The following is a 16,531-nucleotide window of genomic DNA, read 5'->3' as shown; positions in this document are numbered from 1 at the left end:
CGTTACTGCCCCTTGCGTTCCGCGCGACGCACCGCGCTCGGCACTTCGATCTCGACCCGCGCCGGCAGCTGGTGCACGTGCAGTTCCTTGTTGATCCACTCGGCGGCTTCGCCATTGACCGTCGCCTCGCCCGGATCACCCGCGTACGGCCATGGCAGCACCACGCCACCGACCGGCGGCACCAGGCCCGGCTGCACCTCCAGCACCAGCTGCTTGTCGCTGCGCTGCAGCCGGTAATTCAGCTGGCCCTGCGGCGTACGCAGGCCCTGCACGGCGATGCCCTCACCCTGCAGCCATGACGACGGCACACCGGCGGCCAGCACCAGCGCATCGTCCATGTCGCGGTTGTAGGCAAACATGTCCAGCGCCGAGCGCACGAAGTCCGAAGCCACCCAAGCGTGTGGCAGGTCGCCAACAAAGAACGGCTTCCGCGGCGTACGCGAAACCACCTCGGCCCACTGGTTCCAGGCCTGCGGTGCGTGGTCCTTGAAGAAGAACTCGGTGGCCTGCCAAGCGCGATCGCGCCAGCCCAGGCGCACGAACGCGGCCACGTTGCGCCACTCGTACGGGGTGTAGTCCTTCCACTCGCGCTTGCCGTCGCGACGGGCAACGAACTCGTTCCAGTAACGTTCGAAGGTCGCCTCCAGCGCCTGCTGCGGCAACCTGCCCTGTTCGCCGCCCGGGGCCAGTGCGATGGTCGTCGACGTCGCGTCGAAGTCACCCAGCTCGGCCGAGCCCGGCAGGTAGTCAATGTTGTGCTGCTGCATGGCCGACAGCAGCGAGGCCTGCAGGTCATCACGGAACTGGTCACGCGATTCGGCGATCTGCATCGCCTCGACCTTGCCCAGCTGGGTCGCCAGCAGCGCCGCGTCCTTGTAGCCGCGCAGTGCCCAGAAGTTGTCCCAGTACGAATGCATCGGCTTGGCCGAATAGCCTTCGTGGCTGATCGAGGCCGGCATCATCCCGTAGAAGGCCGGGTTGCGTGCGCGGTTCTCCTCGGTGCGCTCGCTGGCGCGCAGCTGTTCCATGTAATTGTAGGCGCCCTGCACATGCGGCCACATCAGCTCGGTGAACGTGCTGTCACCGGTGTAGCGCCCGTACTCGGCAATGCTGTAGATCAGCTCACCGTGGCTGTCATTCTCCGGCACCGGGTCGCTGCCGCGCGCGTCGACGCAGCACGGCACCTTGCCATTCTCGAACTGATACGGCGCATACCAGTTGATATAGTCACGCACCGCATCGCTGCGGCCCATGCGCAGCAGGCCCTCGGAGATCATCGCGCCATCGCGGATCCAGCTGCGTGCATACGACCGCGTGCCCGGCTGCAGGCGTGGGCCGACGCGCGAGATCAGCATGTGCGCGACCGCGGTACGCAGGGTCTCGACCAGCGCCTGGCCAGCGGACGGCACCTGCAGCGAGACCACGCCCAGCTTCTTCCGCCATTGCTCGGCCACCTGCGCCTGCGCCTTGGCCACGTCCAGCGCCTGTGGCGCCCAGCCACCGGTCTGTGGCAGCACCACCGCCACTTCACGGCTCTGCCCAGGCTCCAGCTTGATCGTGTACATCAGCGCACCCGACGCCATGCCGGTGCTGTCCTTCACCGCCGTGGTGGCCGGGTACTTGCCGTCCGCCAGATGTATCGCATCGAGCTTGCCGTCGAACGTACTGGCAAAGCGCGCGTCCGGCACCTGCAGCGGATAGATGCGCGGCTCACCGTTGACCCGCACCAGCTGCTCGCCCACATCCAGTGAATCGATACGACTGAAGCCACCGACGGTGTTGAGGAACTGAGTGGGCGGATTGACCTGCCACGGACGGATCGCCAGCGCCAGGGTGTACTCGTGCGCGACCTTGTCCGGATTGCTCAGCCGATAGCGGCCGATCAACTGCGCGCGCTCCGGGGAGCCCTGCACGAAGCTGGTCACCGCCAGGCCAACTTTCTCATGCACCCAGTCGACGTTGGCGATCGGCAGGTAGTGATCCTGCAGCGACTGGGTGATGGCCACCTTCGACCAGTCCAGCAGCTTGCCATCGAGGCGGATGAACGGCTCAATGCTGAAGCTGCCCTTGGCCGGTTCCAGTGCGCCGTCTTCGCTGATCAGTGCCTGTTCCTGGCCGCCATCAAGGCCGAGCAGGGTCCAGTAGGGCTGTTCGCCCACATAGGCACGCGGCAGCGAGCCACGCGGCAGATCGACGGCCACCGAGGACAGGAACGCATTGGGCGTAGCGGCGAACGCCAGCGGCTTGAGCCCAATGTCACGGATGCCATAGCGCCAGTTCGGGCCGTCCTGCAGATCGAAGCGCACGTAGCGTGCATCGGTATCCGGCAGCGCCAGCCAGTCACGGCCACCGGCGCCGTTGGTCACCTCGCGCACAGTGCGCCAGTCGCGGCCATCTTCCGAGGTACGCACGGTATAGCGTCGCGCTTCCAGGTTCGGCAGCCAGTCGATCACCGCACCGCCGATCTCGCGGCTCTTGTGCAGGTCCAGGCTGATGGTCTGCTGCTTGACGCCACCGCTGATCCAGAACGTATCGCTCTTGCCATCGATCATGCGGTCCTGCAGGGCGGTTGCGGTATCGGCGATCACCGACGGCACCAGTGCCGAATCATCCTGCGGCGGCAGACCCTGCAGGGTCAGCTTGTCGAAGCACACCGTGCCGCGGCCGCCGACCTTGCTGTAGATGGTGAATTCAACCGCGGCGCTGCGCGCCATCTCCTTTTCGGGAGACGGCCCCCACGCCTTGTCGATCTGCCGACGCCGGTACTCGACCGGCGTCCATGCCTTGGGGAAGCTGTAACCGGGCCGGTTGACCCACCAGACATTGTCGCCGCTGGCATCGATCAGCTTGAACTGCAGGTCGTTGCCCGGTGAATCACCGCGCAGCTGGAACCCGAAGCGGTAATTGACCGGGTACTCGATGTTCAGCGCGCGACGGATGCCAACATAGCCGGAGACATCGTGGAAATCGTAGTCCAGGCACAGCGCGCGGCCACCGCCGGCGCCGCTGACCGGACGCAGCGAACCGCTGACCTGGTCGGACAGCACCAGCTTCCAGGCCGCGATGTCGTCGAAATCGTCCAGCACCTTCGGTGCCGGCAGCGCCGGAGGTGCGGCGATCGCCAGGGAGGTCCACAACAGGCCCAGTCCAACGGCGATCGCTCGCTTCATCCCTTGACGCTCCCCAGCAACAGACCTTGGATGTAGTACCGCTGCAGCACCAGGAACAGCGCCAGCACCGGGACCACGGTGACCACCGCGCCAGCCATCATCATTTCCACGTCCATGATGTGCTCGCGCGAGAGGGTGGCCAGCGCCACCGGCAAAGTGTAGTGCTCCTGGTCGGTCAACACGATCAGCGGCCACATGAAATCGTTCCATGCACCCATGAAGGTGAAGATCGCCAGGGTCACCAGCACCGGCTTGAGCATCGGCAGCACGATCTGGAAGAAGATGCGCAGCTCCCCTGCCCCGTCGATACGGGCCGCTTCCAGCAGTTCGTCCGGAATCGAGCGCGCGTACTGGCGCACCAGGAAGATGCCGAACACGCTGGCCAGCGCCGGCACGATCACGCCGCCGAAGCTGTTGACCAGGCCCAGCTGCTTCATCAGCAGGAACAGCGGCAGCATCGCCACCTGCGCCGGAATCACCAGCGCCGCCATCAGCACCTGGAACAGGCGCTCGCGGCCAACGAAGTTCAGCTTGGCGAAGGCGTAGCCGGCCATCGTGTTGAGCAGCAGCGAACCCAGGGTGATGCCGACCGACACCAGCAGGCTGTTGGCGAAGTTGCCGCCCATGCCGGTACGCGCGAACAACTCATGGTAGTTGCGCGTGGTCATGCTGGACGGCAGCAGCGGCGGCGGGAAATGGGTCGCCTCGCCCTGTGGCATGAACGAAACCGAGAGCATCCACAGCAGCGGTGCCAGGCTGACCAGGGCCAGCACCAGCAACGCACCATTGATCAACCACGGGTACCAGCGCGACTGGCCGATTTCACGACTCATACCAACTGCCTCTTGCGGCCGAAACGCAGCATCACGGTGGTCACCGCAAGGATGATCAGGAACAGCAGGAACGCCACCGCGGAGGCGCGTCCCAGGTTCCACCACTTGAAGCCTTCCTCGAACATGAAATACAGCACGCTGACGGTGCTCTGCAGTGGGTCTCCGCGGGTCATCACATACGGTTCGGCGAACAGCTGGAAGTAGCCGGACACGGTGATCACGCCGACCACCAGCAGCACCGGGCCGAGCATCGGCAGGGTAATGTGCAGGAACTGCTTCCAGCGCGAGGCACCGTCGATGCGGGCGGCCTCGTACAGGTCATGCGGGATGGCCTGCAGGCCGGCCAGGAAGATCACCATGTTGTAGCCGAAGTTCTTCCACACTGCGAACAGCATGATGGTCGGCATCGCCCAGTTGGGATCGCCCAGCCAGTCGATCGGGCTGATGCCCAGGTGACCCAGGCCGTAGTTCACCAGGCCGTAGCTGGTATGGAACAGGTAGCGCCAGATCACCGCCACTGCCACCAGTGTGGTCACCACCGGCGCGAACAGGGCGGTACGGAACAGCGCCTTGAAACGCGCGGCGGGCGCATTCAGCAGCATTGCTGCGCCCAGCGACACACCGATCGACAACGGCACGCCGATCAACACGAAGTAGGTGGTGTTCCACAGCGACTTCCAGAACATCGGCGTCTGCAGCAGATCGATGTAGTTGCCGAGGCCGACGAAGCGCAGGTTGCTGCTGTCGGCCAAGGCATACAGGTCGAAATCGGTCACGCTCAGCGCCAGCGCCGAGGCGACCGGCAGGCCGAAGAACATGCCCAGCACGATCAGCGAGGGACCGGCGAAAACCCAGCCGGCAAGCGAGGTACGTTTCATTGCGCGCTCCCGGCGGCCACGGCACTGCTCGATTGCGGCGACGGCACGCGCTGCTGCAGGCGTTGTTGTTCATGCATCCAGCGGCGCTTGGCCAACACCTTGTCCACACGCTGGTCCAGCTCGGCCACGGCCTTGTCCTGCGCCAGGCCACCACGCACCACCTTCTCGGTGACGATGCGCATTTCCTGCACGATGCGCTCCCACTCAAGCACCTTCGGCGTCGGCTTGACCCGCTCCAGCTGGTCACGGAACGCAGCGGCCAGCGGATCGTTGGCCAGCGACGGCGCGTTCCAGGTACTGCGGCGCGGCGGCAGGTCGCCGATGATCGAATGGAAGCGCGCCTGGATTTCGGGTCGCGACAGGAACTCGATCAGCTTCCACGACGCCTCCTTCTGCTGCGACTTGCGGAAGATCACCAGGCTGGTACCACCGGCAATACCGGCGCCCGGGCCGTCCGGACCCGGCAGCGCGGCCGTACCCCACTGCCCTTCAAGTTCCTTCGGCTGCAGCTTCTTGAACTCGCGGATGTTCCACGGGCCGGAAATGTAGAACACGTTGAAGCCGCGGAAGAACTCATCCCAGACGTTGGAGATCTGCGTCTCGGACATCTTCGGCGCCCAGCCCTGCTCGAACATGTTGGCGTAGAAGGCCAGCGTGCGACGGAAGCCCGGGCTGGCGAAATTGCCGCGGGTGTCGTCGTCGCGCAGCAACGGATCAGGCTGCTGCAGTGCCAGCGACAACTGCTGCTCGAACTCGTTGATCGGCATCAGCACCGCATAGCGGTTCGGGCCCTGCATGCGCTTGATCGCCGCCATCTGCTCGTCCCACTCCTGCCAGGTGCGCGGCGGGTGGTCGTAGCCGGCCTTGGCCAGCAGGTCCTTGCGGTAGTAGATCAGGCGGGTATCGACATACCACGGCACGCCTACCAGTTCGCCGTGGATCACATTGGTATCCCATATGCCCTGGAAATAGTCCTTCGGGTCGACCACGGACGAACGCTGCACGAACGGCTGCAGCGGCGTCAGCGCGTCCAGTTCGGCGAACTCCGGCACCCAGGTGTTGCCCAGCTGGCACACGTCCGGCAGGCCGTCCGCGGCGAACGCGGTCAGCAGCTTCTCGTGCGCGGCGGTCCACGGAATGTTCTGCACATCCACCTTGATGCCCGGATTCTCGGCCTCGAATTCATGGATCAGCTCGCTGACCAGCTCCGCCTCGCGTCCCATCGCCCAGAAGCGCACGGTGGTGGTGCCCGATTCGGTACGGGCGCAGCCGGCCACGGCCAATACGGCCAGGGCAGGCAGCGCCCAGCGGCGCAGGCGGTCGATCCAGTTCGGCATCGGGTTACTTGCCCTGGCCTGTATTGCGGTTGGCATTGTTCTTCTGTTCCTGCGCGGCAGCCGCGCGTGATTCGGCGATACCCACCGCGCGTGCCGCCGCGGCCTTTTCGTCTTTCTGCAGTTCCAGCGGCTGGAACGAACCTTCCGGTGCCAGCCAGCCACCGCTGAACCCGGCCCGTTCCAGGCCCTTGCGGATGTACGGGTTCTTCTTCATCACTTCCCAGACGAAGTCATCGCGGTAGTTGGCGATCATGGTCAGGATCGGGCCCTGGTCGATGGCGATGTAATCGCTGGCGACCCAGCCGCGATCCGGCACCAGGCGGCCGGTCTTGATCGGGATGTCGTAGTTGAAGCTGGGGTTGAACGAATCCAGGAAACCGTAGCTGGAATAGATGTAGTCGCCGTAGCGCTTGTGCATTTCCAGCGTGGCCGGGATCACCTGCTCGGGCGCGAACACCACCGAGGCGATCGCGGCGGTCGGGGCGATGGTGCCGTCATCGAAGTTCTCGCGCAGGCCGGCGCCGCGCGAGGAGTAGTGGCGGAACTGGCGCTGCTCGCCGCGGTACTCCTGGGTGGTGTTCTGCGGGCCGTCGCTGGCGGTCAGGCCCCACACATTCTCGCCATAGTCCTTCCACTGCATCGGGTTGGCGATGGCGTACTCGCGCTGGGCCAGCGCAGCCGAGCGGCTGTTGAGGAAGTAGGTGCTGCCGCGCTCGCGCATGTACGCGTCCTGGATATCGCGGAAGTCGATCCAGACATGGCTGTACTGGTGGCCGAACAGCGGGCCGAACGACAGGTATTCCTGGCCCTGGTAGACGCCCCAGTCGTTGTCGTAGGTGCGCGTCCACACCGTCCACGCATCCGGGCTGACCGGGTGCGTCGGCGAACCCAGGGCAAGGATGTAGACCATCATCGCCTCGTTGTAGCCCATCCAGTCGTGGTCGATGAAGCCGCTCTCCGGGAACCAGCCCATCGAGATCAGCGGCGCACGCTGCTGCAGCCACGGCCAGTCGACCTTCTTGTACAACGTGTCGGCGATCTGGCGGATCTCCTTCTCGCGCGGATCGTCACCGTCGTAGTACGACTGCGCGAACAGCACGCCCATCATCAACAGCGCGGTATCCACCGAGGACAGTTCAACCCAGCTGTCGTAGCGACGCCCTTCCTGCATGTCCAGAAAGTGGTAGTAGAAGCCCTTGTAGCCGGCCTTGCCGGTGCGCTGCGGCCCCATCGGCACGTCGCGGAAGAACTTCAGCGTGGTCAGGGTGCGGTCGATCGCCTGGTTGCGGCTGACCCAGCCGTTCTCGATGCCGATCGGATAGGCGGTCAGCGCGAAGCCGACCGAGGCGATGCTGGCGAACGGCCGCGACGGATAGCGGTCCGGGGTCAGGCCGTTGATCTCGTTGGTGGTATCCCAGAAGAACTGGAAGGTACGCCGCTCGATGTCATCGAACAGCGGCGGCAGCACCGGCTTCATCGGCCGCGGCGGCGCGTCGGCCTCGATCAGGATCACCGGCGGCCGCGGCTTGGCAGGTTCCTGCTGGGCCGGCTGGCAGGCGGCCACGGCCAGGCTGAACGCTGCGGCGGACAACAGATGGCGTGCCTGCATGGCGCGATTTCTCCGGTGGTCTGATCGATGGGAAAGCATACCGTCCAATGATCTGAAATCGTTTACAAGATGCGTTCTGAAAAAACCACGAAAAACGTGGTTTGACACCGCGATCATTGCCCATGCCGCTGCCGCCTGGCCGGCAGCGGCATGGGCAATGGACCGGCACGGGGCCGGCCATTGCCTTTCTTCTTCCTGCCGATGCCGCCGGCGAACCGGCGGCATCGGGGTACTGCATCAGGCGGTTCCGCTTAGAAGCGGAAGCCCACTTCGGCCTTGATCTGGCGCGGAGTACCAATGATGTCGCCGGTCTCGTTGTAGCTGACCAGCAGCTTGCCGTCGCTCTTCACGTAGTTCAGCTTGGAGAAGTTGTCGAAGTTGAGCACGTTGATGATGTCGATGCGAGCATACAGCTCGGTATCGCCGGCCAGCTTGAAGGTCTTGGTCGCCTGCAGATCCAGCGAGCGGTAGCCGAAGATCTTGCCGCCGAGCAGGAAGTGGCCATTGCCCGACGGTGTGCCGGCAGCCGGGGTCGGCATGCAGTTCGAATTGCCGGCCTGCGCGATGCAGGACCAGTCGTTACCCGGGGTCGGCGTGGCCAGGGTCAGCTTGCCACCGAAAGTGATGCCCCAGAAACCGTCATACGAGCCGGTGACCACCAGACGGTGACGCGGCGCGCCGTTGGACTTGATGGTCGGGTACTCACCGATGGTGCCGCGATCGAACGAATAGTGCTCGTTGATATTGCGGTTGTGGCGTGCATTGGTCCAGGTATAGGCGATCGAGGTGCCCCAGCCGCTCTCCTTGCTGTACGGCTTCTGCGCCGACAGCAGGATCTGGGTGGAGCGGGTCTTGATGCCCTGCTGGCCGATGATCAGGCTGCCGAAGCCCGGGATGCTGCAGCCCCACGGCTGCCCGTAGGTCGGCTCGTCAGCACCGCACAGCATCTGATTGTCGAAGAAATTGCCGTTGTTGAAACGGTTGCCCAGCGTGTAGGCGAAGCCATCGTAGGTCAGCGTGCGTGAAATCGTGGCATCGGTCAGCCATTCGCCGATCTGGTTGCTCATGCCGAGGCTGAACTGGTCGGAGTACGGCACCTTCATGTTGTTGTTCAGCAGATCGACTTCCATGCCTTCATTGCTGGTGGAACCCAGCAGTGCCTGCACGTTCTCGATGCCGTTCATCAGGTTCGGATTCCAGTCAAAGCACGGGGTCTGCCCGTACATGCAGCTGCCGGTGGCCGGGTTGCGGAAGAACACGGTCGGCTGCGGCAGTGCCAGCTTGGTGGTTTCCAGTGCCAAGTTGTCGAACAGGTCGCGATCATAGGACCGGCCGGCGCCACCATGGAACACGTGCTGCTCATCGGCGTTTACGTCATACGAGAAGCCCAGGCGCGGCTGCCAGGCATTCTTGAAATTCTTGCGATTGTGGCCGGTGCTGATGTAGTCGTTGACGTTCAGGCCACTGAGCGCCAGCGTCTGTGCATAGGTCTGGCCCGGAGGCGCATGCCTGTCCTGCGAGAACAATGCGTTCACAACCTCCGGCGGGGTCACGAAATCGGTATAGACCGGGTTCTTTTCGTAATCCCAGCGCAGGCCGATGTTCAGCTGCAGATGATCGTTGACCTGCCAGTCGTCCTGGATGAACAGACCAATCTGCTTGACCTTGGCGCGCACCTCGGACTGCACGCCGGTGACACCAGTACTGGCCTTGGTGAACTGCGCCTTGTAAGGGGTGCCGGAGGAGAAGGCAGGGTTGTCGATGGTGTAGAAGAACTGCGGATTGATCTGCGCCGCATCGGAGGCGTACAGATCAATCTGCTTGTACTTGGCGCCCATCTTGATGGTGTGGTCGCCGGCCCACTGCAGGCCGTCCAGGGTCAGGTTGTCCTCGATCGCCCAGCCCTTCTGGCCCTTCACCTGCGAGGCGAACGCATCGGCTGCGCCGATCTGGACGAGGGTCTTTTCCTGCGGGGTGTTCCGGTTCTTGTCACCAAAGTCCGGCGCGGTGTAGACGATACCGTTGCCGTAGGTCAGCGGCAGCGGATTGTTGAACGCCTCCTCATGGGTGACCATCAGCTCGTTGTAGAACCGCTCGCCGCTGTGGTTCCAGCGCAGGGCGTAGCGGCGGTCGGTGTTGTCCACCACCTTGCCGTGCACCTTGGCGGTCTGGTCACTGAACTGCTGCTGGGTTTCGTCGCGGTCCTGGAAGGTCAGTTCGATACGATCGTTGTCAGTCGGCTCGAAGTCGATCTTGGCGAAGATCAGGTCCTGCTGGAACGGCTGGCTGGCCGGGCCGAGACCCGCGAGACCATCGGCAGGCAGTTTGGCGGCCGCCGAGCTCACTGCACCGTCCGGCGCGATGGTCACCGGCAGGTCGAAGCGCTTGGCTTCATAGGTGACGAAGAAGTGGGCCTTGTCCTTGATGATCGGGCCACCCAGCGCAAAGCCGTACTCCTTCTCGGCCGAGTCTTCCTTGCTCTTGCCCGGCTGGCGTTCGGCCGGGGTCATCGCACGCATGCTTTCGTTGGTATAACGGTAGAAGGTCTCACCCTTGAACTCGTTGGTACCGGACTTGGTCGCGGCGGTGATCGCGGCGCTGGACACCTGGCCGTACTCGGCCTTGTAGTTGCCGGTGATGACCTTGTACTCACCGATGGCCAGCTGCGGGAACGGATTACCCGCGCTGCCGGACTGGCCGGAAATGCCGCCACCCTTGACGTAGCTCTTCTGGCCGACGCCATCGATGTAGACGTTGGTGCCGTCGGAGTTGGTGGCACCGCCACGCAGCGAGGTGTTGCCCTTGGCATCGCGGGTGAAGATCATGCCCGGCACCGCGTCGGCGAACTCCAGGAAGTTGCGCGAGACCTGCGGCGTGGTCTGGATCTGCTGCAGGCTGACGGTCTTGCCGACTTCGGACGTGCGCACTTCCTGCAGCAGGGTCGGTGCGACAACGTTGACGGTGTCCAGGTTGGTGGCCGCGGTCGAACCCGGGGTGCTGCTGGCGGCACCGGCGAAGTTCAGGGTAGCAGTCGAGGCCACGGTGACGGTGACCTTCTGCGACTGGCCGTTGGCGACCACGTCATAGGTGCCCGGGTCCAGGCCCATCAGCGAGTAGCTGCCATCGGCACGGACGGTGCCGCGACGGACGGTGCCGGTGGCCAGGTTGGTGGCGGTCACTTCGGCGCCGGCCTGGGCGCCGGAAACCTGGCCGCGCAAGCTGGCATTGGCCGACTGCGCCATGACGTTCGGAGCGGCAGCCAGCATCAGGCAGCTGACCAGTGCGGTACTCAGCAGCCGGCGCGCCGGCGTGCGGAAGGTGGTGTGCATCATCAACTCAATCTCCGGGTGGCGGTGACCGCTCGCGCGGTCCCTGCGATCAATCAAAAAAGAAGGAACGCCTCTGGCTTCAACGGCCCGATGGCGGAGTGGTGGAATCGCGAACTATCAAGCGGGGAACCAGGGTCTGCTTGTCCCCTGCCCCATCCGTGGAGGTGCCGTCCATCAACTGCATCAGGCGCGTCATGGCCCGATCGCCGAGCTCGGCGATGCTGACCTGCATGGTGGTCAGCGACGGGTGGACGAAACGCGCCAGTGGAATGTCATCGAAACCGGCCAGGGCGACATCAGTCGGAACACGGACACCGGCCTGCGTGAACGCGTACAGGCATCCCAGGGCCATCATGTCGTTGGCGGCGAACACGGCATCAGGCAGCGCTCCGGCTGCCAGCAACTCCTGACCGGCACGATGGCCGGAAGCTTCGTCGAAATCACCGGGCAGCTCGATGCCTTCGGCGTCACGACCGAAGGCGGCCAGCGCGTCACGGAAGCCGCGCAGGCGCTCGCGCGCGTCGAAGTTGAGATCCGGGCCAGAAATGAAAGCGATGCGACGGTGGCCAGCGTCGAGCAGATGGCGGGTCATCGCCATCGCACCGGCGTGGTCATCGATGCTCAGCACCGGGTGGTCCTGCCCGGGCAGATAGGTGTTGATCAACACCGTCGGCAACGACTGCGGCAGGTTGTCGGTCAGGAAGCCCGGGCTCTCGGCATAGGGCGAGAGCACCAGCAGGCCATCGACGCGGCCACGCATGGCACGCAGCGCCGCCCCCTGCTGTTCCTGGTCACCGTGATAGCTGGACACCAGCAGGTGCTGTCGGCGGTTGCGTGCGACATTGTCGATGCCGCGCATCAGTTCGGAGAAGAATTCGCCGTACAGGTCAGGCAGCACCACGCCCACCGTATTGGTGCGGCGGCTGCTCAGGCTGCGGGCGGCGGCGTGCGGGGTGTAACGCAGCCGGGCGGCCACCTCCAGCACAAGCTGGCGGACCGGTTCGGCGACATTTTCATGCCCGTTGAGCGCGCGGGAAACCGTAGCCACGGAGACCCGGGCTTCGCGAGCGACGTCTTTGATTGTGATAGCTGCCTTGTTCACGAAGCCGCCCTCCACGGCTTGGACCTACCAGCATTGGCGCGGAATGTAAGCGTTTCCATCTGGGCTTGTAAACAGTCCGTTAGGCGAATGTCCCGAAATGGACATGGAAATCTGTCTGCAGCGAGCCCCCGCAGGGACCCGCCAGGACAGCGTGGGACAAGGGCTCAGCCCTGTTCTGACGGGGTCTGCGCGCGGATGGACAACGCGTGGATATCGGTCTCCATCATCGCCCCCAGCGCGGCGTACACCGCGCGATGCCGGGCCAGCGGGCCCAGGCCGGCGAAGCGTTCACTGACCACATGTACGTTGAAATGGCCGCGGCCATCGCGCGCACCGGCATGGCCGGTGTGGCGATGGCTGTCGTCCTCGATCTCGAGGACGCTTGGGGCCAGTGCCTGCTGCAATGCGTCACGGATCCGTTCGATCCGTTCCGCGTTCATGGCAGGACCTTGCGGAATGGGCGCACCTGCACGCGGGTGTAGACGCCAGCGGCCACGTACGGGTCGGCATCGGCCCAGGCCTGGGCCTGCGGCAGCGACTCGAACTGCGCGATCACCACCGAGCCACTGAAGCCGGCCGGGCCCGGGTCTTCACTGTCCACCGCCGGGCACGGGCCGGCCAGCAGCAGGCGCCCCTCGTCGCGCAGCGCGTGCAACCGCGCCAGGTGTTCCGGCCGCGCCTGCAGCCGCTGCGCCAGCACGTCCTGGCCGTCATAGCCCTCAATCACATACCACACGGCATTTCCTCGCTTGCGTCGTCGGGTGCGCAGATTCTAGCCAATGCGGGCCCCGCCCCGGTCCGGCTGGACACTGGCGCGACAAAGGCTTACCCTAGACTCCATTGCACGTGGCTGGATGCAGCAGCCCGTCGGTTTCTGCGGCCAACGCAGCCCCCGGCGACCGTCCCGCTGCTTCGAACCGGATCACCTGGCCGGGCCACGTAGACGACCTCCCCGTAGTTCCGTCGCTGCCGTTTCCTGCGGCGCGTCCTGCTGTTTTACCTGTGTGGAATCGCGCCGATCCGGCGTGTCTGGTGCCTGGGGCTCCGTGGCGATGGCCCGGCGAACCCGGTGCCGCGACTGGTCCGTTGCAATCCTGATGTCCATTAGATGACTTCCGAACTCGCGCTCGACGCGAACCCGCCAACCCGGCCGCCCGCCCCCCAGCAGCAGGAAATGCCGCTGGCCGTGGTGCATGGGCAACCGGTCCTGCAGATCCCGCAGGACCTGTACATTCCGCCGGACGCGCTGGAAGTCATCCTGGATGCCTTCGAAGGCCCGCTGGACCTGCTGCTGTACCTGATCCGCCGCCAGAACCTGGATGTCCTGGACATTCCCGTTGCCGAGATCACCCGGCAGTACGTGGAATACATCACCGTGATGCGCGAGCTGCGCTTCGAGCTGGCCGCCGAGTACCTGGTGATGGCGGCGATCCTGGCCGAGGTGAAGTCGCGCATGCTGCTGCCGCGCCCGGTCAGTGACGAAGGCGATGAGGCCGACCCGCGCGCCGAGCTGGTGCGCCGGCTGCAGGAGTACGAACGCTTCAAGCAGGCTGCCGAGGACATCGACGCCCTGCCCCGCCAGGACCGCGACACCAGCCTGGCCCACGCCTTCATGCCCGAACGCGCTGCGGTGAAGCTGCCGCCGCCGGTGGACCTGAAGGAGATGCTGCTGGCCCTGCACGACGTGCTCAAGCGCGCCGAGCTGTTCAGCGGTCACGCCATCAAGCGTGAGGCACTGAGCGTGCGGCAACGCATGGGCGAAGTGCTGGGACGCCTGGAAGATGGCAAGTTCTATCGTTTTGAAGGGCTGTTCACGGCCGAAGAAGGCAAGCTGGGCGTGCTGGTCACGTTCCTGGCGGTGCTGGAACTGGCCAAGGAACAGCTGCTGGACATCGTCCAGGAAGAACCGCTGGCGCCGATCTACGTGAAATCGCTGGCCGCCGGCAACACCAATGCCCCGCTGCAGTTCAGCAGCGAGTTCGACGACAACGACGCCGCCAATGCAGACGAGTGAGCGCTGACTGCCGATGGATCAATTGCTGATCAACCGCATTGTCGAGGGTGCCTTGCTGGCCTCCAGCCAGCCGCTCACCCTGGCCCAGCTGAAAGACCTGTTCCCGGAAGAGGAACCGGCACCGCCGGGCAGCATCGAACGTGCGCTGGAGCGCCTGCGCGAAGCCTGCGAAGGCCGCGGCGTGGAACTGGTCGAGGTCGCCTCCGGCTTCCGCTACCAGGTCACCGGCGAAGTGCATGGCTGGATCAGCCGGCTGTGGACCGAACGCAAGACCCGCTACACCCGTGCCACCCTGGAAACCCTGGCGCTGATTGCCTACCGGCAGCCGATCACGCGCGGCGAGATCGAGCAGGTGCGCGGTGTGGCGGTCAGCAGCAACATCATCCAGGCGCTGGAAGAACGCGAGTGGATCCGCGTGGTGGGCCACCGCGACGTGCCCGGCAAGCCGGCACTGTTCGGCACCACCAAGGGCTTCCTGGACTACTTCGGCCTGAAGCGCCTGGACGAGCTGCCGCCGTTGTCGGAACTGAAGGACCTGGGCGAGCTGGAGCCGCAGCTGGCCCTGGACCGAGACGCACCGGCCGCCGCCAGTGCCGACGGTCCGGACATTTCGGCTGGCGCCGATGGCGCTGCCGCGAACGATGACGCCGGCCTGGCCGGCAGCGACACCCCTGATTCCGCTGACGCAGCTGCTGCGCCGGCCACCGATGAGCAAGCACCTTCGCCCCTCGATGATGGGCACCCCGATTCCGCGCCGGGCGAGCGCGCGGTGCCAGTGAACGAACGCGAAGACAACGCCGTCGCGACGACGACCGTGGCTGTTGACCAAGCCGATTCCGAACCAGAGGCCGACCTCGAAACCGTCGGCCGGAGCAAAACTGATGAGTGACACCCCTCGCAAGCTGTCGTTGAACAAGCTCTCGCTCAAGCGCGAAGCCACCTCCGAACAGTTCAAGTTGGAAGAACGCCTGCACAAGGTGCTGGCCCAGGCGGGCCTCGGCTCGCGCCGCGCGCTGGAACAGCGCATCGCCGAAGGCCTGGTCAAGGTCAACGGTGAAGTCGCGCAGACCGGCATGTCGGTCAAGAGCGGCGACAAGATCGAGCTGGATGGCCGCGGCTTCGTCGCCACCGCCCTGGCCGAACCGTCGCGCGTGCTGGTCTACAACAAGCCGGAAGGCGAAGTGACCACCCGCGAAGACCCCGAAGGCCGCCCGACCGTGTTCGAATCGCTGCCGCCGCTGAAGGGCGCGCGCTGGATCGCGATCGGCCGCCTCGACATCAACACCACCGGCCTGCTGCTGGCCACCACCGACGGTGAACTGGCCAACGCCATGATGCACCCGTCGTTCGAGGTCGAGCGCGAGTACGTGGTGCGCGTGCGCGCCCCGGAAGGCGAGGAGAAGGTCTCCGACGCCATCGTCGACCGCCTCGCCCGTGGCGTGGCGCTGGAAGACGGCCCGGCCAAGTTCGACGAGATCGAACGCATCGGCGGCACCGACTCGCACGACTGGTTCCGCGTCGTGGTGAAGGAAGGCCGCAACCGCGAAGTGCGTCGCCTGTGGGAGTCGCAGGGCTGCCAGGTCAGCCGCCTGAAGCGCACCCGCTACGGCAAGGTGAGCCTGCCGCGCGAACTGGCCCGTGGCCATTCGGTGGAACTGGGCACCACGCAGGTGGAAGCTCTGCGTGCGCAGCTGAAGCTGGAAGAAGGCGCGCCGTCGGCACTGACCCTGCAGCCGGTGATCGGCCAGCGCCGCGCCGCCAAGACCACCGTGCGCGTGCGCGAAGGTGGCCGTGGCAATGCCTACGTCAATGGCCACAACACGGCCGATGAAGGCCGCGAGCTGCGTCGTTTCGACAACGTCCGCGAGGACCGCGGCCGTGGTCGCGGCGGCAAGGGTGGCGGCTTCAAGGGCGGCCTGACCGTCAGCGGTGAAGCGGCGGCCAAGCAGTCGCAGAAGCCGTTCAAGCAGCGCGCGCCGAAGAACGACCGCTCGCTGCCGGAAGGCAACCCGGCCGCGTTCCGTACCTGGTACGTGCCGGACGGCGTCAGCACCGGCCCGAGCGGCCACCGCAATGCTGGTCCGGGTGCACGTGGCCCGGGTGCACGTGGCCCGGGCGCGGGCGGTCAGGGCCGTCCGTACGGCAAGCCGAAGGGTCCGGGCGCTGGCGCCGGTGGCGGCCAGGGCCGTGGCGGCTTCGGCGGCGAAGGCCGCGGCGGTGCAGGCGGCCAGGGCCGTCCTGCCGGTGGCGGCAACCGCT

12 protein-coding genes are annotated in these 16,531 nt (G+C 65.4%); 3 read left to right on the top strand and 9 right to left on the bottom strand.

Annotated features, from left to right (window positions below):
* Positions 1–2 precede the first annotated feature (2 nt).
* The 9 genes from D7Y61_RS11265 to D7Y61_RS11225 form a co-directional block, all read right to left on the bottom strand.
* Positions 3–3,170, bottom strand: coding sequence for a discoidin domain-containing protein (locus D7Y61_RS11265; RefSeq protein WP_180866312.1), 3,168 nt, complete (start codon positions 3,168–3,170; stop codon positions 3–5).
* Positions 3,167–4,003 (bottom strand): carbohydrate ABC transporter permease, encoded by an 837-nt coding sequence (locus D7Y61_RS11260; RefSeq protein WP_180866311.1) that lies wholly within the window; start codon positions 4,001–4,003, stop codon positions 3,167–3,169. The genes D7Y61_RS11265 and D7Y61_RS11260 overlap by 4 nt, the downstream gene beginning before the upstream one ends.
* Positions 4,000–4,881, bottom strand: coding sequence for a carbohydrate ABC transporter permease (locus D7Y61_RS11255; protein ID WP_032129770.1), 882 nt, complete (start codon positions 4,879–4,881; stop codon positions 4,000–4,002). Before D7Y61_RS11255 ends, D7Y61_RS11260 begins: the two co-directional genes overlap by 4 nt.
* On the bottom strand, positions 4,878–6,218 hold the full coding sequence (locus D7Y61_RS11250) for a sugar ABC transporter substrate-binding protein (protein ID WP_180866310.1): 1,341 nt from the start codon (positions 6,216–6,218) through the stop codon (positions 4,878–4,880). The genes D7Y61_RS11255 and D7Y61_RS11250 overlap by 4 nt, the downstream gene beginning before the upstream one ends.
* A gap of 4 nt (positions 6,219–6,222) precedes the next feature.
* Positions 6,223–7,827 carry a glucoamylase family protein gene (locus tag D7Y61_RS11245; protein WP_180866309.1) on the bottom strand — a complete coding sequence of 535 codons (1,605 nt, stop codon included), beginning with the start codon at positions 7,825–7,827 and terminating at the stop codon, positions 6,223–6,225.
* 251 nt (positions 7,828–8,078) lie between these two features.
* Positions 8,079–11,159 carry a TonB-dependent receptor gene (locus D7Y61_RS11240; RefSeq protein ID WP_180866308.1) on the bottom strand — a complete coding sequence of 1,027 codons (3,081 nt, stop codon included), beginning with the start codon at positions 11,157–11,159 and terminating at the stop codon, positions 8,079–8,081.
* A 76-nt stretch (positions 11,160–11,235) separates the two neighbouring features.
* Positions 11,236–12,273 (bottom strand): substrate-binding domain-containing protein, encoded by a 1,038-nt coding sequence (locus D7Y61_RS11235; RefSeq protein ID WP_180866307.1) that lies wholly within the window; start codon positions 12,271–12,273, stop codon positions 11,236–11,238.
* Positions 12,274–12,422: 149 nt separating this feature from the next.
* On the bottom strand, positions 12,423–12,698 hold the full coding sequence (locus D7Y61_RS11230) for a BolA family protein (RefSeq protein ID WP_180866306.1): 276 nt from the start codon (positions 12,696–12,698) through the stop codon (positions 12,423–12,425).
* Entirely contained in the window at positions 12,695–12,994 is a 300-nt protein-coding gene (locus tag D7Y61_RS11225; RefSeq protein ID WP_014037825.1) for a YciI family protein, read from the bottom strand. The genes D7Y61_RS11230 and D7Y61_RS11225 overlap by 4 nt, the downstream gene beginning before the upstream one ends.
* Before the next feature lie 372 nt (positions 12,995–13,366).
* On the opposite strand from D7Y61_RS11225, the gene D7Y61_RS11220 reads away from it, so the two are divergent.
* The 3 genes from D7Y61_RS11220 to D7Y61_RS11210 form a co-directional block, all read left to right on the top strand.
* Complete coding sequence (locus tag D7Y61_RS11220; protein WP_180866305.1) at positions 13,367–14,272, top strand: segregation and condensation protein A; 906 nt, start codon at positions 13,367–13,369, stop codon at positions 14,270–14,272.
* A 13-nt stretch (positions 14,273–14,285) separates the two neighbouring features.
* The gene (gene scpB / locus D7Y61_RS11215; protein ID WP_180866304.1) at positions 14,286–15,161 is read left to right on the top strand and encodes an SMC-Scp complex subunit ScpB; all 876 of its coding nucleotides are present in this window, start codon (positions 14,286–14,288) and stop codon (positions 15,159–15,161) included.
* On the top strand, positions 15,154–16,531 hold a 1,378-nt coding region (locus D7Y61_RS11210; protein ID WP_180866303.1), incomplete at its 3' end, for a pseudouridine synthase. The genes scpB and D7Y61_RS11210, both read left to right, overlap by 8 nt.

It is taken from the genome of Stenotrophomonas maltophilia (assembly GCF_013464485.1).
GTDB classification, from domain to species: domain Bacteria; phylum Pseudomonadota; class Gammaproteobacteria; order Xanthomonadales; family Xanthomonadaceae; genus Stenotrophomonas; species Stenotrophomonas maltophilia_AW.
The sequence above is the reverse complement of the archived record's forward strand: the minus strand, read 5'-3'. Positions and strand labels throughout refer to the sequence as shown.

Bases quoted from the DNA above. Each gene is read 5' to 3' on its own strand.
- D7Y61_RS11260 (WP_180866311.1), bottom strand. From the start codon at position 4,003: ATGAGTCGTGAAATCGGCCAGTCGCGCTGGTACCCGTGGTTGATCAAT.
- D7Y61_RS11250 (WP_180866310.1), bottom strand. From the start codon at position 6,218: ATGCCGAACTGGATCGACCGCCTGCGCCGCTGGGCGCTGCCTGCCCTG.
- D7Y61_RS11255 (WP_032129770.1), bottom strand. From the start codon at position 4,881: ATGAAACGTACCTCGCTTGCCGGCTGGGTTTTCGCCGGTCCCTCGCTG.
- scpB (WP_180866304.1), top strand. From the start codon at position 14,286: ATGGATCAATTGCTGATCAACCGCATTGTCGAGGGTGCCTTGCTGGCC.
- D7Y61_RS11240 (WP_180866308.1), bottom strand. From the start codon at position 11,159: ATGATGCACACCACCTTCCGCACGCCGGCGCGCCGGCTGCTGAGTACC.
- D7Y61_RS11220 (WP_180866305.1), top strand. From the start codon at position 13,367: ATGACTTCCGAACTCGCGCTCGACGCGAACCCGCCAACCCGGCCGCCC.
- D7Y61_RS11245 (WP_180866309.1), bottom strand. From the start codon at position 7,827: ATGCAGGCACGCCATCTGTTGTCCGCCGCAGCGTTCAGCCTGGCCGTG.
- D7Y61_RS11230 (WP_180866306.1), bottom strand. From the start codon at position 12,698: ATGAACGCGGAACGGATCGAACGGATCCGTGACGCATTGCAGCAGGCA.
- D7Y61_RS11265 (WP_180866312.1), bottom strand. From the start codon at position 3,170: ATGAAGCGAGCGATCGCCGTTGGACTGGGCCTGTTGTGGACCTCCCTG.